Annotated in this window: 21 protein-coding genes; 7 read left to right on the forward strand and 14 right to left on the reverse strand. The window is 70.5% G+C overall.

Annotated features, from left to right (window positions below; translation table 11 throughout):
- Positions 1–427 precede the first annotated feature (427 nt).
- Positions 428–1,069: a DNA-3-methyladenine glycosylase gene (locus AB0E67_RS05795; RefSeq protein ID WP_362021528.1), complete on the reverse strand. Its 642-nt coding sequence runs from the start codon at positions 1,067–1,069 to the stop codon at positions 428–430.
- 73 nt (positions 1,070–1,142) lie between these two features.
- On the opposite strand from AB0E67_RS05795, the gene AB0E67_RS05800 reads away from it, so the two are divergent.
- The 3 genes from AB0E67_RS05800 to AB0E67_RS05810 all read left to right on the forward strand — a co-directional run bounded on the left by AB0E67_RS05800 (position 1,143) and on the right by AB0E67_RS05810 (position 3,285).
- Positions 1,143–1,925 (forward strand): sporulation protein, encoded by a 783-nt coding sequence (locus AB0E67_RS05800; RefSeq protein WP_351526179.1) that lies wholly within the window; start codon positions 1,143–1,145, stop codon positions 1,923–1,925.
- Positions 1,926–2,042: 117 nt separating this feature from the next.
- A complete protein-coding gene (locus tag AB0E67_RS05805; RefSeq protein ID WP_351525026.1) occupies positions 2,043–2,576 on the forward strand; it encodes a YbhB/YbcL family Raf kinase inhibitor-like protein in 534 nt (177 codons plus the stop codon).
- 202 nt (positions 2,577–2,778) lie between these two features.
- Positions 2,779–3,285 (forward strand): HNH endonuclease, encoded by a 507-nt coding sequence (locus AB0E67_RS05810; RefSeq protein WP_073788343.1) that lies wholly within the window; start codon positions 2,779–2,781, stop codon positions 3,283–3,285.
- Between the two features lie 93 nt (positions 3,286–3,378).
- Here the strand turns inward: AB0E67_RS05810 and AB0E67_RS05815 are convergent, their stop codons facing one another.
- The 4 genes from AB0E67_RS05815 to AB0E67_RS05830 form a co-directional block, all read right to left on the reverse strand.
- Positions 3,379–4,146, reverse strand: a complete 768-nt coding sequence (locus tag AB0E67_RS05815; protein WP_362021532.1) for a sulfite exporter TauE/SafE family protein — start codon at positions 4,144–4,146, stop codon at positions 3,379–3,381.
- 62 nt (positions 4,147–4,208) lie between these two features.
- A complete protein-coding gene (locus AB0E67_RS05820) occupies positions 4,209–5,141 on the reverse strand; it encodes an SPFH domain-containing protein (RefSeq protein ID WP_351525028.1) in 933 nt (310 codons plus the stop codon).
- Between the two features lie 149 nt (positions 5,142–5,290).
- Positions 5,291–5,719 (reverse strand): NfeD family protein, encoded by a 429-nt coding sequence (locus tag AB0E67_RS05825; protein WP_073788349.1) that lies wholly within the window; start codon positions 5,717–5,719, stop codon positions 5,291–5,293.
- A gap of 239 nt (positions 5,720–5,958) precedes the next feature.
- Positions 5,959–6,756, reverse strand: coding sequence for an ABC transporter ATP-binding protein (locus AB0E67_RS05830; RefSeq protein ID WP_362021535.1), 798 nt, complete (start codon positions 6,754–6,756; stop codon positions 5,959–5,961).
- A gap of 143 nt (positions 6,757–6,899) precedes the next feature.
- Between AB0E67_RS05830 and AB0E67_RS05835 the strand changes: the two genes are divergently transcribed.
- Positions 6,900–7,685, forward strand: a complete 786-nt coding sequence (locus AB0E67_RS05835) for a hypothetical protein (protein ID WP_362021538.1) — start codon at positions 6,900–6,902, stop codon at positions 7,683–7,685.
- Between the two features lie 337 nt (positions 7,686–8,022).
- On the opposite strand, the gene AB0E67_RS05840 is transcribed toward AB0E67_RS05835, so the two are convergent.
- Together AB0E67_RS05840 and AB0E67_RS05845 are read right to left on the reverse strand one after the other, a co-directional pair.
- Complete coding sequence (locus AB0E67_RS05840) at positions 8,023–8,664, reverse strand: response regulator transcription factor (RefSeq protein ID WP_360118774.1); 642 nt, start codon at positions 8,662–8,664, stop codon at positions 8,023–8,025.
- Positions 8,657–9,802, reverse strand: a complete 1,146-nt coding sequence (locus AB0E67_RS05845) for a GAF domain-containing sensor histidine kinase (RefSeq protein ID WP_362021540.1) — start codon at positions 9,800–9,802, stop codon at positions 8,657–8,659. The genes AB0E67_RS05840 and AB0E67_RS05845 overlap by 8 nt, the downstream gene beginning before the upstream one ends.
- Positions 9,803–10,302: 500 nt before the next feature.
- On the opposite strand from AB0E67_RS05845, the gene AB0E67_RS05850 reads away from it, so the two are divergent.
- Positions 10,303–11,034 (forward strand): transglycosylase SLT domain-containing protein, encoded by a 732-nt coding sequence (locus AB0E67_RS05850; RefSeq protein WP_362021543.1) that lies wholly within the window; start codon positions 10,303–10,305, stop codon positions 11,032–11,034.
- Between the two features lie 148 nt (positions 11,035–11,182).
- On the opposite strand, the gene AB0E67_RS05855 is transcribed toward AB0E67_RS05850, so the two are convergent.
- A complete protein-coding gene (locus tag AB0E67_RS05855) occupies positions 11,183–13,819 on the reverse strand; it encodes an FHA domain-containing protein (RefSeq protein ID WP_362021545.1) in 2,637 nt (878 codons plus the stop codon).
- Between the two features lie 429 nt (positions 13,820–14,248).
- Between AB0E67_RS05855 and serB the strand changes: the two genes are divergently transcribed.
- Positions 14,249–15,505, forward strand: coding sequence for a phosphoserine phosphatase SerB (gene serB / locus AB0E67_RS05860; protein ID WP_362021548.1), 1,257 nt, complete (start codon positions 14,249–14,251; stop codon positions 15,503–15,505).
- Positions 15,506–15,635: 130 nt separating this feature from the next.
- Here serB and AB0E67_RS05865 read toward each other — a convergent pair whose 3' ends face one another.
- The 4 genes from AB0E67_RS05865 to AB0E67_RS05880 form a co-directional block, all read right to left on the reverse strand.
- Complete coding sequence (locus AB0E67_RS05865) at positions 15,636–16,154, reverse strand: histidine phosphatase family protein (RefSeq protein ID WP_362021551.1); 519 nt, start codon at positions 16,152–16,154, stop codon at positions 15,636–15,638.
- A 74-nt stretch (positions 16,155–16,228) separates the two neighbouring features.
- Entirely contained in the window at positions 16,229–16,435 is a 207-nt protein-coding gene (locus AB0E67_RS05870) for a hypothetical protein (RefSeq protein ID WP_362021554.1), read from the reverse strand.
- 235 nt (positions 16,436–16,670) lie between these two features.
- Positions 16,671–16,781: an SGM_5486 family transporter-associated protein gene (locus AB0E67_RS05875; RefSeq protein WP_351525507.1), complete on the reverse strand. Its 111-nt coding sequence runs from the start codon at positions 16,779–16,781 to the stop codon at positions 16,671–16,673.
- 26 nt (positions 16,782–16,807) lie between these two features.
- The gene (locus tag AB0E67_RS05880) at positions 16,808–18,097 is read right to left on the reverse strand and encodes an MFS transporter (RefSeq protein ID WP_362021557.1); all 1,290 of its coding nucleotides are present in this window, start codon (positions 18,095–18,097) and stop codon (positions 16,808–16,810) included.
- Between the two features lie 170 nt (positions 18,098–18,267).
- Here AB0E67_RS05880 and AB0E67_RS05885 point away from each other — a divergent pair, with 170 nt between their 5' ends.
- Positions 18,268–18,942, forward strand: coding sequence for a FadR/GntR family transcriptional regulator (locus tag AB0E67_RS05885; protein ID WP_362021559.1), 675 nt, complete (start codon positions 18,268–18,270; stop codon positions 18,940–18,942).
- A gap of 58 nt (positions 18,943–19,000) precedes the next feature.
- Here AB0E67_RS05885 and AB0E67_RS05890 read toward each other — a convergent pair whose 3' ends face one another.
- Positions 19,001–19,402: a hypothetical protein gene (locus AB0E67_RS05890; RefSeq protein WP_362021562.1), complete on the reverse strand. Its 402-nt coding sequence runs from the start codon at positions 19,400–19,402 to the stop codon at positions 19,001–19,003.
- 168 nt (positions 19,403–19,570) lie between these two features.
- Positions 19,571–20,338, reverse strand: coding sequence for an enoyl-ACP reductase FabI (gene fabI, locus AB0E67_RS05895; protein ID WP_362021565.1), 768 nt, complete (start codon positions 20,336–20,338; stop codon positions 19,571–19,573).
- Positions 20,339–20,340 lie beyond the last annotated feature (2 nt).

Consider the following 20,340-nt stretch of genomic DNA (forward strand, 5'->3'; position numbering starts at 1 on the left):
GTCCAGGCTTTCCTCCGGGCTTTTCCCTTCGGTCTTGCGTTTCCGACTCTATCAGACTCTTTCGCGTCCGATTCCCGGTCGAAGCGGGTTCGCCTTCCAGGTCCCACGATCTCGCGCTTTTCCCTTTCAGCAGTTCCAACCTTACCAGATTCTATCTCCGTTCCGTTTCCGGTCCGAATTTCAATTCTGGTGGCCGCTGGAGGACCTTCGCCTTTCGGCGTGGCCACTACGTTAACCGATTTCTCGGACCGCTCATAATCGAGCCAAATCAATCCGAATTACGGCATGACGAAAACGCACCCTGAGGGTGTGTGTCGTAGGTAGTGGTTTGCCGCTTCGAGTTGCTTCGGTCGACCCTATGGATCGCACCGACAACAGTGCCCGTTTCAAACGGCTCGGACTACATTAGGTGGTCCGCATGGGCGAGTCAAGTTGCGCGGCGACGTGGCACATGGGCCCGGTAGGGGCTCACCGTGGGGTCGCCGTCGATCCAGAACCGCCACGGATGTGTGGCTCCGTCGCCGCCGACTCCGGTACGCGGACCATTGCGTACCCGGTCGCGGGGCGGTGGGGTGCCGTGCAGCAGGTGCAGCGCGTTGCCGGGGTGGGCGATGGCATCGGTGCCGTCGAGCGCGCGGTCGATGTCGAGGGCGGTGGCCAGCCTGGCCGGTCCTTTGGCCAGTTCCTTGTCGTTGCGGGCTGACGTCCGGCGCACCCGGGTGAGTTCGGCGCCCACCTGGATCTCGCCCGCGCGGAGCAGGACACCGCCGGCCCTGCCCTCCGGGCCACACACCAGGTTGAGGCAGTGCCACATGCCGTACGTGAAGTAGACGTACGCGTGACCGGGCGGTCCGTACATGACGCTGTTGCGTGGAGTGCGGCCCCTGAAGGCGTGCGATCCGGGGTCGGCCTCGCCCGCGTACGCCTCGACCTCGGTGAGGCGGAGCTCGATGGGGCCGTCGGGTGTGGTGCGGACCAGGATCCGGCCCAGCAGGTCGGGGGCCACGTCCAGTACGGGGCGGTCGAAGAAGTCGCGGGTGAGCGGTGTACGTTCCAGACCCTCGGTCATGACGTTCGAGGGTACCGGGAACCGACCGCGGTCCTGGCGCGTATCTAGGGGTCAGGATCTAGGAGGAGAGAACATGGGCTTCAAACGGCTGCTCGCGAGCCTGGGTGCCGGCGGTGCTTCGGTGGAGACCGAGCTCAGCGAACTCAACGTCGTACCGGGCGGGGTCGTCCAGGGCGAGGTGCGGATCCAGGGCGGCAGCGTGGATCAGCAGATCGAGGGGCTCTCCGTGGGGCTGCAGGCCCGGGTCGAGGTCGAGGGGCAGGACACGGAGACCAAGCAGGACATCGAGTTCACCAAGCTCCGGCTCGGTGGCGCGTTCCAGGTGCAGGCCGGTGCGGTGCATGTCGTTCCGTTCGGGCTCGAGATCCCGTGGGAGACGCCGATCACGATGTTCGCCGGTCAGCACCTGCACGGCATGCACATCGGCGTGACCACGGAGCTGGAGATCGCCCGGGCGGTGGACTCCGGCGACCTGGACCCCGTCAATGTGCATCCGCTGCCGGCCCAGGAGGCGATTCTCGACGCCTTCGGGCGGCTCGGTTTCGGTTTCCGCAGCGCGGACATGGAGCGCGGCCACATTCGCGGTACGCGCCAGCGGCTGCCGTTCTATCAGGAGATCGAGTTCTACCCGCCGCAGCAGTACCGCGGGCTCAACCAGGTGGAACTGTCGTTCGTCGCGGACGACCGCGAGATGGACGTCGTCCTGGAGATGGACAAGAAGCCGGGACTCTTCAGCGAGGGCAGCGACACCTACCGTTCCTTCAAGGTCGGGCTGAACGACTTCCACACGACGGACTGGGCGGCGTACCTCAACCAGTGGCTCGCCGAGGTCGGCGGTCGGCGCAACTGGTTCTGACAATCCGGTTCCGGTGCCGTGGCCGGCGGTGTCCGCCCCGCGGACACCGCCGGCCACGGCACTAGGGTCGGGGAAAGACCTGCCGACGGCGGCAGGGCGATCAGGAGAGGTGCTGACGTGACCGAGCAGAAAAGGGCGCCGCTGCCGCACGACTTCCACCCCGAGGTGCCGTCGTTCACGGTGGTGAGCGACGATCTCGCCCCCGGGGCCGTGCTGGCCGACGCGCAGGTGCTGGCGGCCGGGAACGCTTCGCCGCAGCTGCGGTGGGAGGGCTTCCCCGCGGAGACCAAGAGTTTCGCCGTGACCTGCTTCGACCCCGACGCCCCCACGGGCAGCGGGTTCTGGCACTGGGTGCTCTTCGACATCCCGGCCTCGGTCACCGAGCTGCCGGCCGGTGCGGGCAGCGGGGAGTTCGCCGGACTGCCCGCCGGGGCCGTGCACGCCCGCAACGACTACGGGACGAAGGACTTCGGCGGCGCCGCGCCGCCGGCCGGCGAGAACCACCGCTACGTCTTCACCGTGTACGCCGTCGACAGCGAGAAGCTCGGGGTCGACAGCGACACGTCGCCCGCGGTCGTCGGGTTCAATCTGCGGTTCCACGCGCTGGGGCGTGCCCAGCTGATCGGTGAGTACGAGGCCCCGGCCGCGTAGCCGCCGAGCCGTCACCGGGAGACCGCCCCGGGCGGGCGGCCCGAGAGGTCGCCGAAACTCAGAGTTCCCCCGTTGTTCGCCCTGCCCTGGTCCTGAAGCGATCGGGGCAGGGCATTTTTTATTGCGTTGTCCCTCACAGCCTGCCCGGCCAGAGTTGTTCCGGGCCTGCCAGGGGGCGGGCGGCACACGGGAGGTGGGCGAGATGCGGGACACGCTGGTGCTGAACGCGAGCTTCGAGCCGCTGTCGACGGTGACGCTGAACCGTGCGGTGGTGCTGGTGCTGCAGGACAAGGCCGTCGTCGAGCAGTCCCACCCCGATCTCCGCATGCGTGGCGCCGCCGTGGACATCCCGGTGCCCAGGGTGATCAGGCTCTGCCGGTACGTACGGGTGCCGTTCCGAAGACAGGCGCCGTGGTCCAGGAGGGGCGTGCTGATACGGGACCAGCACCGGTGCGCGTACTGCGGACGGCGGGCGAGCACCGTCGACCACGTGGTGCCGCGGGCCCAGGGCGGTCAGGACACCTGGCTGAACACGGTGGCGTCCTGCGCCGAGGACAACCACCGCAAGGCGGCCCGGACGCCGGAGCAGGCCGGAATGCCGCTGCTGCGGCAGCCGTTCGTCCCCTCCCCCGCGGAGGCGATGCTGCTGGCGATGCGGACCGACGACCGGTCCGCGCTGCCGGAATGGCTGGATCACGCCGCCGCGTAGTCGGCGTACGCGCGGCACCCACCGGGACATACGCGTCGAAACGTGCGGAAGCCCGTCCTCCTGCGAGGGCGGGCTTCCCTTGTGGGGGCAGTCTCAGCGGAGCAGCAACTGGACGATGGCGACCGTGCCGACCACGACGATGAGGGTGCGCAGGACGGTGGGGCTGAGGCGGCGGCCGACCTTCGCACCGATCTGGCCGCCCAGGGCGGAGCCGACCGCTATCAGCACGACCGCCGTCCAGTCGAAGTCCGCGACGAAGAGGAAGAAGAGCGCGGCGATGCTGTTGACGACGGCTGCCAGGACGTTCTTGACGGCGTTGAGCCGCTGCATCGTGTCGTCGAGCAGCATCCCCATCAGGGAGAGGTAGATGATCCCCTGGGCGGCGGTGAAGTAGCCGCCGTAGACACTGGCGAGCATCAGCCCGGTGAAGAGGAGGGGGCCGCCGTCGGTGCGGGTGGGACCGCCGTTGTGCTCGCGTCGTCGCTGGACGGCCCTGCTGATGCGCGGTTGCAGGATGACCAGGATCAGGGCCAGCGTCACCAGGACCGGCACGATCGTCTCGAAGGCCGTGGAGGGCAGGGACAGCAGGAGCGTGGCCCCGGTGAGACCGCCGACCAGGGCCGCGACGGCCAGTTTGAGGACTCGGCGGCTCTGCCCCGCGAGCTCCGCGCGGTAGCCTATGGCGCCGCTGACCGAGCCGGGGATCAGGCCGAGCGCGTTGGAGACGGTCGCGGTGACCGGGGGCAGCCCGGTGGCGAGCAGCACCGGGAAGGTGATCAGCGTTCCGGATCCGACGATCGTGTTGATCGTGCCGGCGCCGATGCCCGCCGCGAAGACGGCGAGCATCTCCCAGATGGTCATGGCGACTCCCCCGTGCATGGTCGATGCGTCGTGCACCGATCATGCACGAGGGCATGTACGCATCATTCGACCGGGGGCTGTTCCCGCCGCTCCTTGCCGCCGGTGTCGAATCCGGGGGCGCCGTTGCCGAGGTTGCCGAAGGCGCCGCTGAGGCCCTTCAGTGCGTCACCGATCTCGCTGGGCACGATCCAGAGCTTGTTGGCATCGCCCTCGGCGATCTTCGGGAGCATCTGGAGATACTGGTACGAGAGGAGCTTCTGGTCCGGGTCACCGGCGTGGATGGACTCGAAGACCGTACGGATGGCCTGGGCCTCGCCCTCCGCCCGCAGGGCGGACGCCCTGGCCTCACCCTCGGCGCGCAGGATGGCGGACTGCTTCTCGCCCTCCGCGGTGAGGATCGCGGACTGACGGGTTCCTTCGGCCTGGAGGATCGCGGCGCGCTTGTCGCGGTCCGCGCGCATCTGCTTCTCCATCGAGTCCTGGATGGAGGTGGGCGGCTCGATCGCCTTGAGTTCGACGCGGTTGACGCGGATGCCCCACTTGCCGGTCGCCTCGTCGAGGACTCCGCGGAGCGCGGCATTGATCTCCTCGCGGGAGGTCAGCGTCCGTTCCAGGTCCATGCCACCGATGATGTTGCGGAGCGTGGTGACCGTCAGCTGCTCGATCGCCTGGATGTAGCTGGCGACTTCGTACGTGGCGGCCCTGGCGTCCGTCACCTGGTAGTAGATGACGGTGTCGATGTTGACGACCAGGTTGTCCTGGGTGATCACCGGCTGGGGCGGGAACGGGACGACCTGTTCACGCAGGTCGATGCGGTTCCTGATCGTGTCGATGAACGGAACGACGATGTTCAGGCCCGCGTTGAGCGTACGGGTGTAGCGGCCGAAGCGCTCCACGATGGCGGCGCTGGCCTGCGGAATGACCTGGATCGTCTTGATCAGGGCGATGAAGACGAGCACCACCAGAATGATCAGGACGATGATGATCGGTTGCATCGTGGTTCCTCATTGCCCTTCGGTTGCCGACGGATCGCGGGTGATCGAGGTCGAGATCGAGTGAAGAGATCGAAAACGGCTGCGCCCTCGATCTCGTGATGATCGACTTCGAGTCTGACAGAACGCGCGCTGCGGTGGGGGTGATTCGGTCACATGACGACTGCTGTTGCTCCGTCGATGTCGACGACATCGACCTGCTGGCCCGGATCGAAGCTCTGGTCCCCGTCGAGTGCCCGGGCGGACCAGATCTCGCCGGCCAGCTTGATCCTGCCGCCGTTGCCGTCGACCCGTTCCAGGACGACTGCCTGACGGCCTTTCAGCCCATCGATGCCCGTGGCGAGTTGGGGCCGGTCCGCGCGGTGCCTGGTGGCGATCGGGCGCACCACGGCGATGAGCGCCACGGAGACCACGAGGAACACCAGCACCTGGACCACGATGCCGCCGCCGAGCGCCGCGACGACCGCGGCGGCGACCGCTCCGACGGCGAACATGCCGAATTCGGGCATCGCGGTCAGGACGAGCGGGATGCCCAGCCCCGCCGCGCCGATCAGCCACCACACCCACGCGTCGATGTCCACGTGGTCATGGTAGGACCGCGAGTGCCCTCGCGGACAGTGCGCAAGCGAACAGGCTCGACGGCCTTACGGCCCGGGCGGCCCATGGCCGACGGCGGACGGTGGGCGATGGCAGCGGGGGCGATGACCGTCGGGCGGTCGGCGGCTTCCGCTCTCCCCGGGAACGACGTACCGGGAGAGACGTCTCAGGAGGGACGTCTCGGCGCGGACGCCCTCGATACGGACGCCTCGGCACGGACGCCTCAGGACAGCGGGAGTCCGTGGGCCGTGTAGCGGTCGCCCGTGTGCTCGACGACGAGCGGCAGGCCGAAGCAGAGCGAGAGGTTGCGCGAGGTGAGCTCGGTCTCCATGGGCCCGGCGGCGAGTACCTTGCCCTGGCGGATCATCAGGACGTGGGTGAAGCCCGGGGCGATCTCCTCGACGTGGTGGGTGACCATGATCATGGAGGGGGCGTAGGGGTCGCGGGCCAGTCGGCCGAGGCGGCGGACCAGGTCCTCGCGTCCGCCGAGGTCGAGTCCCGCCGCGGGCTCGTCGAGAAGCAGCAGTTCGGGGTCGGTCATCATGGCGCGGGCGATCAGCGTCCGCTTGCGCTCGCCCTCGGACAGGGTGCCGAACTTGCGGTCGAGGTACTCGTTCATGCCGAGGCGGTCGAGGAAGGCGCGGGCGCGCTCCTCATCGACGGCTTCGTAGTTCTCGTGCCAGGTGGCGGTCATGCCGTAGGCCGCGGTGAGCACGGTCTGCAGGACGGTCTGGCGCTTGGGCAGCTTCTCGGCCATGGCGACGCCCGCCATGCCGATGCGGGGACGGAGATCGAAGACGTCGGTGCCGACGCCGCCGAGTTGTTCGCCGAGGATGCTGACGGTGCCGGTGCTCGGGAAGAGGTAGCTGGACGCGATGTTGAGGAGGGTGGTCTTGCCCGCGCCGTTCGGGCCGAGGATGACCCAGCGCTCCCCCTCCTTGACCTGCCAGGAGACGTCTTCCACCAGAGCACGTCCGTCGCGGACCACGGATACGTCCACCAGCTCCAGTACATCGCTCATGGCGCGTTGTCTCCCCATGCAGTGTCGAGGTCGTCGCGTGCCTGTGGGCACAGCTCCCAGGGAAATCTACGCCACCGCGGGAGCGTGCCCGGCGCTGGGCCCGAGTGCCCCCGGGCCGCCCGCCTGTTCCCTAGGCTGTCCCCATGCTTTCGGAACCACGCTCAGGTTTGCTGGCCGCTTGGGGAAACGCGCTGCTCGCGGGACTCGTGTCCCCGGACGACGCGGTGCTCGCCATCGTCGGGGAGGACGCGGTGCACCGCGTGGAGGGGCTGCCGGGCGAAGCGGGGCCGGTGGGGCTGACGCTGGCGCTCGGGCGGTTGCGCGCCCTGGGGGTGAGCGGGTTCCGGGTCGCGCTGCCCGCCCCGGGGCATCCGCTGGGGCTGAGCGGTCCGCCGGAGTTCAACGCACGGGCGCTGGAGGCGGAGGAGGCGGTGATCGCCTCCGGTGCCCCCTACGGGCTGGTTCCCGAGGTGGGCGAGCGGGGCCCGGAGGGGGATCTTCACGTCGAGGTGGTGTGGCACTGTCTGCCGGTGCGGCAGGCTCCGCCGGCCGATGTGCCGTCGCTGGGCGAGGCGGAGCGGGAGCTCGCCGAGGCGCTGCGGGACGCGACGGAGGTGCTGTCGCGGCTGGACGTGGCCGGTTCCGGGCCGATGGCGGAGGCGGCGGTGGACGCGTACCGGGCGCGGGCGGAGCGGAGCCGCGAGGTGCTGGCTCCGGGGTATCCGCCGCGTGCGGTGCGGGTGCTGGAGCTGGCACAGCGGGTCGGGCTGCTGATCTCGGTGGCGTACGGGAACGAGCACGGCGGGGCGGTGAGCGCCTCGGAGATCGCGGCACGTGCGGAGGCGCTGCGGCCGGTCGAGCGGGTGGCCCGGAGGGCGCAGGTCGCCGCGTACAACGCCTGCGTGGAGGAGCGCGAGCGGGAACGGTAGGTCCGCCGGGCACCACGGCGGGGCAGGTCGGCGCCCGGCCCGGGGGCGCGGGAAGACCCGAGTGCGCGGGAGGGACGGTCGCGTCCGCGTGGCCGGGCCCCCCGCCGGACGGGCGGCGCGCGCACCGACCGGCGGTCTCATGTCGCGGCGCGCACCGTGCGACGGCGTCCGGTCGCGGCGCGCACACCGTCCGCGACGTGCGCATCGTCCGGGGTGCTCCCCTCCGACCGTGCCCGGTCGCGGGCGCGTGCGCCGTCGGGGTGCGCCCGGTCACGGTGCCGTTCCGCTCAGCCGGCCGGCACCGTCCGGGGTGCGCCCGGTAGCGGTGCCGCTCGGCTCAGCCGGCCGCCCCGTTCCGTACGGCCCAGAGGGCCGCCTGGGTCCGGTCCGAGAGGTCCAGCTTCATCAATATGTTCGAGACGTGGGTCTTGACGGTCTTTTCGGAGAGGACCAGGGCCCGTGCGATCTCGCGGTTGGAGCGGCCGTCGGCGATCAGGCCCAGTACCTCCCGTTCCCGTTCGGTGAGGGTGCTCCCCCGGCCCGTGCCGCCGCCTTCGTCCTGGGTGAGCAGGGCTCCCGCGACCTCCGGCTGGAGGAGCACGTGTCCGGCGTGCACCGAGCGGATCGCCCCTGCCAGGGCGTCGGGGTCGACGTCCTTGTACACATAGCCGGAGGCCCCGGCCCGGAGGGCGGGCACGACGGTGCGCTGTTCGGTGAAGCTGGTGACGATCAGGACCTTGGCCGGGTTCGCCAGCTCACGGAGTCTGCGCAGGGCCTCGATCCCGTCGGTTCCGGGCATCTTGATGTCCATCAGGACGACATCGGGACGGAGTTCCTCGGTCCTGGCCACGCCCTCGGCGCCGTCGGACGCCTCGCCCACCACCTCTATGTCGTCCTGGATCTCCAGGAACGTACGCAGACCGCGGCGGACCACCTGGTGGTCGTCGACCAGCAGCACCCTGATGATCTTGTCAGCCACCGGGTATCTCCATCTCGATCGTGGTGCCCTTGCCGGGCGCCGATTCAACGGTGAGCCTTCCGCCGACCCCGCTCGCGCGGTCCCGCATCGACACCAGGCCCAGATGGCGGCCCGCCTGCCTGGTCGCCGCGGGGTCGAAGCCGCCGCCGTCGTCGGTGATGCGCAGCCGTGCACCGTTGCCGTGCCGGGTCAGGGTGACGTCGACGTGTGCGGCGCCCGAGTGGCGCAGGGCGTTGTGCAGGGCTTCCTGGGAGACCCGGAGCAGCGCTTCCTCCTGGGCCGCGGGCAGGGCGCGTACGCCCTTGCCGGTGAAGGTGACCCGGGCCGTGTGGGCGCGGTCCAGGACCTGGATCTGGGTGCGCAGCGTGGCGACCAGGCCGTCCTCGTCGAGGGCGGCCGGGCGCAGTTCGACGACGGCCGCGCGCAGTTCGTCCACGGCTTCGGCGGCGAGCGCGGCCACCTGGTGGAGCTCTCCCTTGGCGCGGACAGGGTCGCGGTCGATCAGGGCGGTGGCCGCCTGGGCCGTGAGGCGCAGCGAGAACAGCTTCTGGCTGACGGCGTCGTGCAGCTCATGGGCGAGCCTGGAGCGCTCCTCGGCGATGGTCAGTTCCCGGCTGCGTTCGTACAGCCGGGCGTTGGTGAGGGCGATCGCCGCGTGCTGGGCGAGGATCGACAGCAGTTCCTCGTCCTCGGCGGTGAAACCGCAGCTGCCCTCCGGTTTCGGGCAGCGCTTGTTGGCGAGGAAGAGCGCGCCGAGGGTCGCGTCGCCGTCCCGGATGGGCAGGCCGAGGAAGTCGGACATGTCGGGGTGGGCGGCGGGCCAGCCCCCGAAGCGGGGGTCCTTCCGGACGTCGGCGAGGCGCTCGGGCCGCGCCTCGTGGAGCATCGCGGCGAGGACACCGTGCTGCCGGGGCAGCGGGCCGATGGCCCTCCACTGCTCGTCGCTGACGCCGTCGACGACGAACTGGGCGAAGCCTCCGTGGTCGTCGGGGACGCCCAGCGCGGCGTACTCGGCGTCCAGCAGTTCGCGGGCCGAGGCGACGATCGTCTTCAGGACGTCGCGTACTTCGAGTGGCCGGCTCATGGCGAGGAGTGCGGCACTCACCGCTGCGAGGCCCGACGGTGGGCGATGGCTCATGGCCTCACCGTACAAGCGGGACGCGTACGCCGTATCGGCCTGTGGACGGCTGCCGCTTAGGGCTCGGGGACTAGGCCCTGTCGTCGAAGTGCCGCCTGCCGTGCGACGCACGGCCTGGGCCCTTTCGTCGGACCGCCGCTGCCGCACGGCAGGGCCGGTGCGGGCGCTCTCGGGGGCTCGTGCCCCGACTCCTCACCCTCCGAATTGCTTGAGCAACGGTTGGTGAGTTTGCCGGACGGCCAATGTGAGGCCGGGCATAGGACCCACATCACTTACGAAGGATGCTAGTGGACGCATAAGCGCGGCATCACTGGGCAGGAGCGCGGGCCGCCCCGATCGAGATCCTCCCCGGTCCACTATCCGGGGTCGTACGTCACACCTTTGCCAGCGAATTTTGCTGGCGCTAAGAATTGCTCTCGTCCCCGACGGAGGTGCGCATCGCAGCGCTTCCCGTCTTCGTCCTCCGTGAGGACTTCCGCGATTCGAAGAGGTATCTCTGCATGACCGTGTCCAGCGTCCCCGCCCGTCGTAGTCGTCTGAACAAGGCCCAGAAGTTCTCCCTCGCAGGTATCGCAGCCGCTGCCGTCGCGTCCCTCTCGTTCTCGCTCGTCCCCGCCAACGCCGAGTCCAAGCCCGAGGCCGAGGCCGCCGCGTCCACCGCGCCCGTGGTGTTCGGTTCCGTCGTCGGCAACCCGCACGCCAAGACGCTGCAGGCCGGCCTCATCGAGCAGAACTCGACCGCCGAGAAGCTGGTGAAGGCCGCCGACCAGGCCCGCGCCAAGGAAGTCGCGGTCAAGAAGAAGGCCGAGGCCGCCGCCAGGGCGAAGGCCGCCGCCGTCGCCGAGGCCAAGGCCCGGAGCCAGGTCAAGGACGCCCCCGCGAGCCGCTCCACGGTCCGTACCCCGGTCTACGCGAACAACCTGGACGGGTGGATCCGGGAGGCGCTGGACGTCATGAGGGCGCACGGCATCCCCGGCAGCTACCACGGTCTGCACAAGAACATCATCCGGGAGTCCTCCGGCAACCCGTACGCGGTCAACGACTGGGACATCAACGCCCGCAACGGCGTCCCGTCCCGCGGCCTGCTCCAGGTCATCCAGCCCACGTTCGACGCGTACCACGTGCCCGGCACCTCGAAGAACATCTACGACCCGGTCGCCAACCTCACGGCCGCGGCCAACTACGCCGCAGACCGCTACGGCTCGATCGACAACGTCAACAGCGCGTACTGACCGGATCAAGGCGTACGGCGTACGTCCCCCGTCCGACGCGCATACGCCGGAGGGCGGCCCCCAGTGCTGGGGTGCCGCCCTCCGGCGTCGTGCGTGCCGATGCCCGGTGGCGGCCACGGCACGGCCGTCCGCGCACGGGCCCGTGGGGCTACTTGCGCATGACCTCCGGCTCGTGGCGGCGCAGCAGTCGCGCGACCGCGAAGCCGCAGACGATGCCGAGGAACAGCAGCACCGAGACGTCCATCGCCCACTGACCGGCCGTGTGCTCCCACAGCGGGTCCAGGTCGGTCGGGTCCTTGGGGTCCCACGGCGCCATGAGGTGCGAGAGGTCGAGGGTGGCACCCGCGCCGGCGATGGCCCAGCGGGACGGCATCAGCCAGGCGAACTGCTCCAGGCCCGGCGAGCCGTACACCTGGAAGAGGATGCCGGTGAAGACGACCTGGACGATCGCGAACATGACCAGCAGCGGCATGGTCTTCTCGGAGGTCTTCACCAGCGAGGAGATCACCAGGCCGAACATCATCGAGGTGAAGCCGAGCACGATGATGGTCACGCACAGCTCGACGGCGGGCGGCATGATCAGGCCCTCGGCGGGCAGCTTGCGGGTGGCGAAGCCGATGCCGCAGATGATGACGCCCTGGAGGGCCGTGATCATTCCGAGGACGATCACCTTGGACATCAGGTAGGCCGAGCGGGAGAGGCCGGTCGCCCGTTCCCGTTCGTAGATGACGCGTTCCTTGATCAGTTCTCGTACGGAGTTGGCCGCGCCGGAGAAGCACATGCCGACCGCGAGGATCAGCATGATCGTTCCGGCGGCTCCGTTGAACCGGGACGGCGGCTCCGGCGCCGCCAGGCCGAACTTGGCCGGGATGACCACGCTGACGAGGCCGAGCACGGCGGGCAGGATCACCATCAGACCCATGAAGCCCTTGTCGGACGCGATCACCGAGAGGTAGCGGCGGATCAGTGTCCACAGCTGGGCCGACCAGCTCTGCGGCTTGGGCGGGCGTATCTGCTGCGGGGTCGGCATGTGGACGGGCTGGGCGGCGACGGCGTCGATGTCCGCGGCGTACATCTGGTAGTGCTGGGAGCCGCGCCAGCGGCCCGCCCAGTCGTAGTCGCGGTAGTTCTCGAACGCGGAGAACACGTCGGCCCAGGTGGTGTAGCCGAAGAAGTTGAGCGCCTCCTCCGGCGGGCCGAAGTAGGCGACGGACCCGCCCGGCGCCATGACGAGCAGCTTGTCGCAGAGCGCCAGCTCGGCCACGGAGTGGGTGACGACGAGGACCGTGCGCCCGTCGTCGGCCAGACCGCGCAGCAGCTGCATGACGTCACGGTCCATGCCCGGGTCGAGGCCGGAGGTCGGCTCGTCCAGGAAGATCAGCGACGGCTTGGTCAGCAGCTCCAGCGCCACGGAGACGCGCTTGCGCTGGCCTCCGGAGAGCGAGGTGACCTTCTTGTCCTTGTGGATGTCGAGCTTGAGCTCGGCCAGCACCTCGTGGATGCGGGCCTCGCGCTCGGCCTCGGTGGTGTCCGCGGGGAAGCGGAGCTTGGCGGCGTACTTGAGGGCCTTGGTGACGGTGAGTTCCTTGTGCAGGATGTCGTCCTGCGGGACCAGACCGATGCGCTGGCGCAGCTCGGCGAACTGTTTGTACAGGTTCCGGTTGTCGTAGAGCACGTCGCCCTGGTTGGCGGGCCGGTAGCCGGTGAGCGCCTTGAGCAGGGTGGACTTGCCGGAACCGGACGGGCCGATGACCGCGACGAGCGACTTCTCCGGGACGCCGAACGAGACGTCCTTGAGGATCTGCTTCCCGCCGTCGACCGTCACGGTGAGGTGGCGGGCGGAGAACGTGACCTCACCGGTGTCGACGAACTCCTCCAGCCGGTCGCCGACCAGGCGGAACGTCGAGTGACCGACGCCGACGATGTCGTTCGGGCCGATGAGCGCGGAACCGGACTTGGGGAGCGGCTGACCGTTGACGTAGGTGCCGTTGTGCGAGCCGAGGTCACGGAGCTCGAAACGGCCGTCGGGCGTCGCGTGGAATTCGGCGTGGTGCCGCGAGACCTGGAGGTCGGAGACGACCAGTTCGTTCTCCAGCGCGCGGCCGATGCGCATCACGCGGCCGAGGGCCAGCTGGTGGAACGTGGTCGGGCTGCGGTCACCGCGCACCGACGGGGCCCCCGCGACACCGCCGGGCCCGGCCGCGCCGGGTGTGGGTCCCATGCCCTGCTGGTGCGGGACCTGGGGCTGCTGGGGTTGCACGGGCTGCTGCGGCTGGTGTCCCTGGGGAGCCTGGTGCCCCTGGGGGGCCTGCTGCCAGCCCTGGTGCGGCTGCTGCTGAGCGGGCGCCTGGCCGCCCTGCCAGCCCGCACCGGCCTGCTGGGGCTGGTGGGCGGGCGCCTGCTGGGGCTGCTGGGCGGGAGGCTGCTGCGCGCCCGCGCCCTGTCCGCCGTACGCACCGGCGTCCGCGGCGGCACCCGTGTCCGCGGCGGTGAAGCTCAGCCGCGGTCCGTCATTGGCGTTGCCCAGGTGCACGGCGACGCCGGGGCCGATCTCCAACTGCTGGATGCGACGGCCCTGGGCGTAGGTGCCGTTCGTGCTGCCGTGGTCCTCGATGAACCAGCCACGGCCTCCCCAGCTGATCGTGGCGTGCCGCCACGACACCCTGGCGTCCTCGATCGTCAGGTCCCCCTGCGGATCGCGCCCCACGGTGTACGGCCTGGACGGATCGAGCGTCCAGGTCCTGCCATTCAATTCAAGTACGAGTTCCGGCACTCCGCGCCCCACTTGTCGTCCCCCGATTGACCCCGTCGCAGGGGGTCTAGGGATGCTGAACATCGTGGGGAACTATTCCAGGAGCGGTCCCGGATACGAAAGCCGGGCGGGGTGAAGACCCTGCGGGGGCGCGGGGCGGCACCACCGGGCGGGACGAACGGTCCGGAGGACGGCAAGCCGCCATGAGTCCCCCGGACGTGAGCGAAATCCGCGTGAACGTCGGCGAAGTCCGCGTGAATCACGAGGGAACGGGGCCGGTCCGCGACCGGGCGGACGACGCCGGGTGCCGGGGCCCCGGCCCGGGGAAGCCGGGCCGCGTACGCGCTCCGTCGCGGTGCGCGTACGGCGGGTCCGAGGGCCGGGAACACGGGGCGGGGCCGCTGTCCGGTCCTCGGGACGGGCCGCCGGGGCGAGGAGGCGGACAGATACGGTGGAAGCACCATGAGCGCATCGCAGCCACCTCAGTCCTCGCCGTCTCCCGTGCCCGGGGAATCCCGCCAGGGCGCCGACACCCCCACCCTTCTCGTGAAGATCTTCGGGAAGGACCGCCCCGGAATCACCGCCGGGCTCTTCGACACTCTCGCGGCCTATTCGGTCGATGTCGTCGACATCGAGCAGGTCGTCACCCGCGGCCGCATCGTCCTGTGCGCGCTGATCACCACGCCGGACGCGGCCGGCACCACCGAGGGCGATCTGCGGGCGACCGTGCACAGCTGGGCGGAGTCGCTGAAGCTCCAGGCCGAGATCATCTCCGGCACGGGCGACAACCGTCCGCGCGGCTACGGACGCTCCCACGTGACGGTGCTCGGGCACCCGCTGACCGCGCAGTCGACCGCCGCCATAGCGGCCAGGATCACCTCGACGGGCGGCAACATCGACCGGATCTTCCGGCTCGCGAAGTACCCGGTGACGGCCGTCGAGTTCGCGGTCTCCGGAACGGGCACCGAGGAGCTGCGGACGGCCCTGGCGACACAGTCCGCCGAGATCGGTGTCGACGTCGCGGTGGTGTCGGCCGGGCTGAGCCGCAGGGCGCAGCGGCTGGTCGTCATGGACGTCGACTCGACGCTCATCCAGGACGAGGTCATCGAGCTGTTCGCCGCCCACGCGGGCTGCGAGGACAAGGTCGCCGAGGTGACCGGGCGGGCGATGCGCGGCGAGCTCGACTTCGAGCAGTCGCTGCACGCGCGGGTGGCCCTGCTGGCGGGGCTCGACGCGTCGGTGGTGGACAAGGTGCGGGCCGAGGTGCGGCTGACGCCGGGCGCCCGGACCCTGATCCGTACGCTGAAGCGGCTCGGTTACCAGGTGGGGGTGGTGTCGGGCGGCTTCACGCAGGTCACCGACGATCTGAAGGAACGGCTCGGGCTCGACTTCGCCTCCGCCAACACGCTGGAGGTGGCCGACGGCAAGCTCACCGGGCGGGTCGTCGGGGACATAGTCGACCGGGCCGGCAAGGCCCGTCTGCTGCGCAGTTTCGCCGCGCAGGCCGGGGTGCCGCTGGCGCAGACCGTCGCGATCGGTGACGGTGCCAACGACCTGGACATGCTGAACACGGCGGGGCTCGGGGTGGCCTTCAACGCCAAGCCGGTGGTCCGCGAGGCCGCCCATACCGCGGTGAACGTGCCGTTCCTGGACACCGTGCTGTATCTGCTGGGCATCACCCGCGAGGAGGTCGAGGCCGCCGACGGCCTGGTGGACTGACGCGTCCGTCGCGTCCGTCGCCCCGGATGCCCCGACGACGGGAAGGGCCCCGGTGCGGAAGCTCACCGCTTCCGCACCGGGGCCCTTCCCGTGAGGCGGCCCGGACGAACGGGGTGGGCCGGACGGCGGGTCAGTCGTTGGGGGTCCAGTACTCGACGAGCCTGCCCACGCCGTGCTCCACGCCCTTCCAGGAACCGGAGAACGCGACGACGGCGAACGCGGACGTCGGGAAACCGCCGCGGTGCATCCTCGCCAGGGCGTCTCCCTCGGCCGATGCCGAGAGTGCGTCGGCGACCGCGTGCATGCCGGGGTTGTGGCCGATGACCAGAAGATCGCGCACATCGTCGGGTGTCTCGTTGATCAGGGCGATCAGCTCGCCGGGAGAGGCCTCGTACAGCCGCTCCTCGTACACGGTCCGCGGTCGTCGCGGCATCTCGTGCACCGCGAGCTTCCACGTCTCGCGCGTCCTGGCGGCGGTGGAGCAGAGGGCCAGATCGAGGTTGATCCCGGAGTCGACGAGTTTGCGGCCCGCGACGGGGGCATCCCTGCGGCCGCGTTCCGCGAGCGGCCGCTCGTGGTCGGAGTCCTGCGACCATTCCGCCTTCGCGTGCCTGAGAAGGACGATCCTGCGAGGTGTATCGACGCTCATACACCTCAGCTTCGCATGAAACGTGCCGCCCGGCGCAGGGGGTTGACGGGCTCCCGCGCAGACCGCGGGCGACGTCAGCCGGTGAACAGGGCGAGGGCTCGCGCGAGCAGCCGGCCGACCGCGGGGTCGGCCGACGCCGCGTGGGCGTCACCGGATCCCACGATCATCAGCAGGAGCGCGGCGAACGCGACCGCGGGCAGCGCGACGGCCCACCACGGCAGCCGCACGTCGAGCCCGCCCGTGGGCGCGGCCGTGGGCCGGGTAGGTGCGGGAGCCGACATGTCCGCCTCCGTGGATCGTTGGTTCCGACAACCACGAACCTACGGACGCCGGGGCACCGGTCCCATCCGGCGATCCACCCACTTCACCCTGAGCCCAGCCCCCTAGGGGATGGTGGGGCAGGCCCCACCATCCCCCGGTTCGGCCGAGGAGTCGGGCCGCTCGGGACAGGCGCCGGTGCGGGCCCGTGCCGAGCGGTACGGGTCCGACCCGGTACGGGTGTGCGGCCCCGGACCGTCAGGGGGACGCGATCGAGGCGACCACCCCGATGATCACCGTGACGAGGAGCATCGCCCCGAGCACGAGGAGAAGCTTCTTCTGACCGTTCTGGGGATTGGGGTCGAGCACAGGAGACATGGGGTCAGTCTCGCACCTCAGCACTCGTCCTCTATCGTCCGGTCCCGCCCGGCCAGGAACCCGGCCGCCATCTGCGGCACCATCAGGCCCGCCATCAGCGCGAGCGGCAGCCCCCAGCCGCCGCTGTGCTGGTACAGGACGCCGATGAGCAACGGGCCGGGGATCGAGATGAGATAGCCGACGGACTGCGCGAACGCGGAGAGACGGACCACTCCGGCCCCGCTGCGCGACCGCATCCCGATCATGGTCAGGGCGAGCGGGAAGGCGCAGTTCGAGATGCCGAGGAGCAGCGCCCAGACCCAGGCCCCGCCGGCCGGTGCGAGGTGGAGGCCCGCGTATCCGGCGAGGCCGCAGCTGCCGAGGAAGAGGACGATGGGGCCCTGGTTCCTCATCCGGGAGGCGACCTTGGGGATGACGAAGGCCAGCGGCACGCCGAGCGCCATGGTGAGGGCGAGCAGCACTCCGGCGGTGCCGGCCGAGACCCCCGCGTCGCGGAAGATCTGCGGCATCCATCCCATGGTGATGTACGCGGCCGTGGCCTGGAGGCCGAAGAAGCAGGCGAGGGCCCAGGCGGTGCGGCTGCGGGTGATCCTGAGTTCCGCGGTGTCCCGGTGCTGGACCGCGGACCGTCCCGCGGCGCCGCGGTCCCTCAGCAGCGGGATCCAGGGCAGGACCGCGACGGCGGCCAGAACGGCCCAGACGCCGAGGCCCGTCCGCCAGTTTCCGCCCAGCGCGCTGGTCATGGGCACGGTCACCGCGGCGGCCAGCGAGGTGCCGAGGGCCAGCGCCATCGAGTAGAGCCCGGTCATGGAGCCGACGCGGTCCGGGAACCAGCGCTTGACGATCACCGGCATCAGGACGTTGCTGACGGCTATGCCCATGAGGGCGAGCGCGCTGGCGGCGAGGAAGCCGGCCGTGCCGCCGACCAGGGGCCGGATCACCAGACCGGCGGTGATGGCGACCATGCCGGCGCAGACGACGGCGGCAGGCCCGAAGCGACGGGCCAGGCGCGGGGCCGTGATGCCGAAGACCGCGAAACAGAGCGGCGGCACCGAGGTGAGGACACCGGCGACGCTGCCGCTCATGTGCAGTCCGTCGCGCACCTCTTCGAGGAGGGCGCCGAGGCTGGTGATGGCGGGGCGGAGGTTGAGCGCGGTGAGGACGAGCCCGACGGCGACCAGCGGGAGCAGCCGGTTGGCGGTCGGTGCGGTCCGCGAGGTGCGGGGGGCAGGGGTTCCGGTCGGGACCTCCGGGGCGGTGGGGCTCAGGGTCCGGGTTCGGTTCTGCGGCTGGGGCTCGTCAGGCATGAGCTCATCATAGAATCATGGGATGATTACTTGTCCAATGCTCTGAGAACAGCGGGGAACGGCCGGGAACATCCGGGATGCCCCGCGCGCGACACACGTCCCGGACGCCCCACGGACCCGGCCCCCCGGGAACGCCCCCGATCGACCGAGCGACCCGAGCAAGGAGCACCATGGCGCTGACGTCCCCCCGGCGTTCGGCACTCGCCGACCAGGTGATTGCCCAGTTGAGGAATCAGATCACCTCGGGCGAGTGGCCCGTGGGTTCGCGCATTCCCACCGAGCCCGAACTGGTGGAGCAGCTGGGGGTGGCGCGCAACACGGTCCGCGAGGCCGTGCGCGCGCTCGCGCACAACGGCCTGCTCGACATCCGGCAGGGCTCGGGCACCTATGTGGTCGCCACCAGTGAACTGGCCGGGGTGATGCACCGCCGTTTCGCCGACGCCGATCCGCGTCACATCGCCGAGCTGCGCTCCACCCTGGAGTCGTCCGCGGCCCGGCTGGCCGCCGCCCGGCGCACCGAGCGGGACCTGAAGCAGCTGGACACGCTCATGGAGCGCCGCGAGGAGACCTGGGCCGACGGCGACGCCGAGGCGTTCGTCGAGGCGGACGCGACGCTGCATCTGGCCGTCGTCGCGGCCTCGCACAACGACGTGCTGACCGGCCTGTACGCCGATCTGGGCAGCCTGCTGCGGGACCGTCTCAGGAGCAATGTCGGCCGGGAGCTGCGGCCGGAGAACCACATGGACCACGGCCGTCTGGTCGAGGCGATCCGGGCGGGGGACGCCGAGACGGCGGCGGCCGAGGCCGCGAGCCACGCACTGAGCTGCCTGGTGGACCGGGTCTGACGGAACCGGGCCGGCCGCGACCGAGGTGCCCGTCCGGGTCGACGCCCCCCGCGGCGGATCACCTGGGCGGATCATCCGGGGCCGCCGGCGCGTGGTGGGTGACCCAGGCCGACGCGGCCTCCTTCCAGCAACGGCCGTCGAGCCGCACGGTCCGCCCCGGACCGACGTCGACGGGCGCGGTGTCCGCGTCCACGTCCCACCAGCGGCGGCATTCGGTGTGCAGCTGGACGCGGTCGGTGGAGGGGTACGGGTTGTGGCAGTGGGCGACGACGCGCGATCCCCGGACCGAGGTGCGGCATTCCGCTCCGGAGGGCCCGGGGGTGGGCGTCGCGGGGGCCGCCTCGCCCCCGGGCCGCCCCACCGCGGACAGGCCCACGGGGACGGCGACACCGGCGGCGAGACCGGCGACGGCCAGGGAGACCGCCGGCAGGGTCCGGCTCCGGCGAGGTGTGGAGCGCACGGCGATCTCCTCCCGCAGTCCGCCCGAAAGTCCGATTCCTCCACATTCTGCGGTGGATCGGCCGTCTTCTCGACCTGAGCGGACCGGGACCGGCCCGGCACGCGCGACGGCCGCGTACCGCCTGTTCGCAGGTGGTACGCGGCCGTCGCGTTTCAGGGCCCTACGGGGTCAGGCACCCATCATGTGCACGCCGCCGTCGACATGGATGATCTCGCCCGTCGTCTTCGGGAAGAAGTCCGAGAGCAGGGCGACGATGCCACGGCCGGCCGGCTCCGGGTCCGCCATGTCCCAGGTCAGCGGGGAGCGGGTGTCCCACACCTTGGCGAGGTCGGAGAAGCCCGGGATGGACTTCGCGGCCATGGAGCCGAGCGGTCCGGCCGAGACCAGGTTGCAGCGGACGTCGTCCTTGCCCAGGTCGCGGGCGAGGTAGCGGGAGGTGGCCTCCAGCGCGGCCTTGGCCGGGCCCATCCAGTCGTACTGCGGCCAGGCGAACTGCGCGTCGAAGGTGAGGCCGACGATCGAGCCGCCCTCGTTCATCAACGGCTTGCACGCCATGGCGAGCGACTTCAGCGAGAACGCCGAGACGTGCATCGCGGTGGCGACGGACTCGAACGGGGTGTTCAGGAAGTTGCCGCCGAGCGCGTCCTGCGGCGCGAAGCCGATGGAGTGGACGACGCCGTCGAGCGAACCGAGCTCGGCACGGACCAGGCCCGCGAGCCGGTCCAGGTGCTCGGTGTTGGTCACGTCCAGCTCGATGACCTTGGCCGGCTTCGGCAGCTTCTTGGCGATGCGCTCGGTCAGCGTGGGCCGGGGGAAGGCGGTCAGGATGACTTCGGCGCCCTGTTCCTGGGCCACCTTGGCGGCGTGGAACGCGATGGACGACTCCATCAGCACGCCGGTGACGAGGATGCGCTTGCCGTCGAGAATTCCGCTCATGG

Source organism: Streptomyces sp. NPDC032161 (genome assembly GCF_040636995.1).
Classification (GTDB): domain Bacteria; phylum Actinomycetota; class Actinomycetes; order Streptomycetales; family Streptomycetaceae; genus Streptomyces.

What these genes read in the sequence shown, in the direction of transcription:
- AB0E67_RS05795 (WP_362021528.1), bottom strand. Translation starts at nt 1,069, where the DNA reads ATGACCGAGGGTCTGGAACGTACACCGCTCACCCGCGACTTCTTCGAC.
- AB0E67_RS05800 (WP_351526179.1), top strand. Translation starts at nt 1,143, where the DNA reads ATGGGCTTCAAACGGCTGCTCGCGAGCCTGGGTGCCGGCGGTGCTTCG.
- AB0E67_RS05810 (WP_073788343.1), top strand. Translation starts at nt 2,779, where the DNA reads ATGCGGGACACGCTGGTGCTGAACGCGAGCTTCGAGCCGCTGTCGACG.
- AB0E67_RS05815 (WP_362021532.1), bottom strand. Translation starts at nt 4,146, where the DNA reads ATGACCATCTGGGAGATGCTCGCCGTCTTCGCGGCGGGCATCGGCGCC.
- AB0E67_RS05820 (WP_351525028.1), bottom strand. Translation starts at nt 5,141, where the DNA reads ATGCAACCGATCATCATCGTCCTGATCATTCTGGTGGTGCTCGTCTTC.
- AB0E67_RS05830 (WP_362021535.1), bottom strand. Translation starts at nt 6,756, where the DNA reads ATGAGCGATGTACTGGAGCTGGTGGACGTATCCGTGGTCCGCGACGGA.
- AB0E67_RS05835 (WP_362021538.1), top strand. Translation starts at nt 6,900, where the DNA reads ATGCTTTCGGAACCACGCTCAGGTTTGCTGGCCGCTTGGGGAAACGCG.
- AB0E67_RS05845 (WP_362021540.1), bottom strand. Translation starts at nt 9,802, where the DNA reads ATGAGCCATCGCCCACCGTCGGGCCTCGCAGCGGTGAGTGCCGCACTC.
- AB0E67_RS05850 (WP_362021543.1), top strand. Translation starts at nt 10,303, where the DNA reads ATGACCGTGTCCAGCGTCCCCGCCCGTCGTAGTCGTCTGAACAAGGCC.
- serB (WP_362021548.1), top strand. Translation starts at nt 14,249, where the DNA reads ATGAGCGCATCGCAGCCACCTCAGTCCTCGCCGTCTCCCGTGCCCGGG.
- AB0E67_RS05865 (WP_362021551.1), bottom strand. Translation starts at nt 16,154, where the DNA reads ATGAGCGTCGATACACCTCGCAGGATCGTCCTTCTCAGGCACGCGAAG.
- AB0E67_RS05870 (WP_362021554.1), bottom strand. Translation starts at nt 16,435, where the DNA reads ATGTCGGCTCCCGCACCTACCCGGCCCACGGCCGCGCCCACGGGCGGG.
- AB0E67_RS05880 (WP_362021557.1), bottom strand. Translation starts at nt 18,097, where the DNA reads ATGCCTGACGAGCCCCAGCCGCAGAACCGAACCCGGACCCTGAGCCCC.
- AB0E67_RS05885 (WP_362021559.1), top strand. Translation starts at nt 18,268, where the DNA reads ATGGCGCTGACGTCCCCCCGGCGTTCGGCACTCGCCGACCAGGTGATT.
- fabI (WP_362021565.1), bottom strand. Translation starts at nt 20,338, where the DNA reads ATGAGCGGAATTCTCGACGGCAAGCGCATCCTCGTCACCGGCGTGCTG.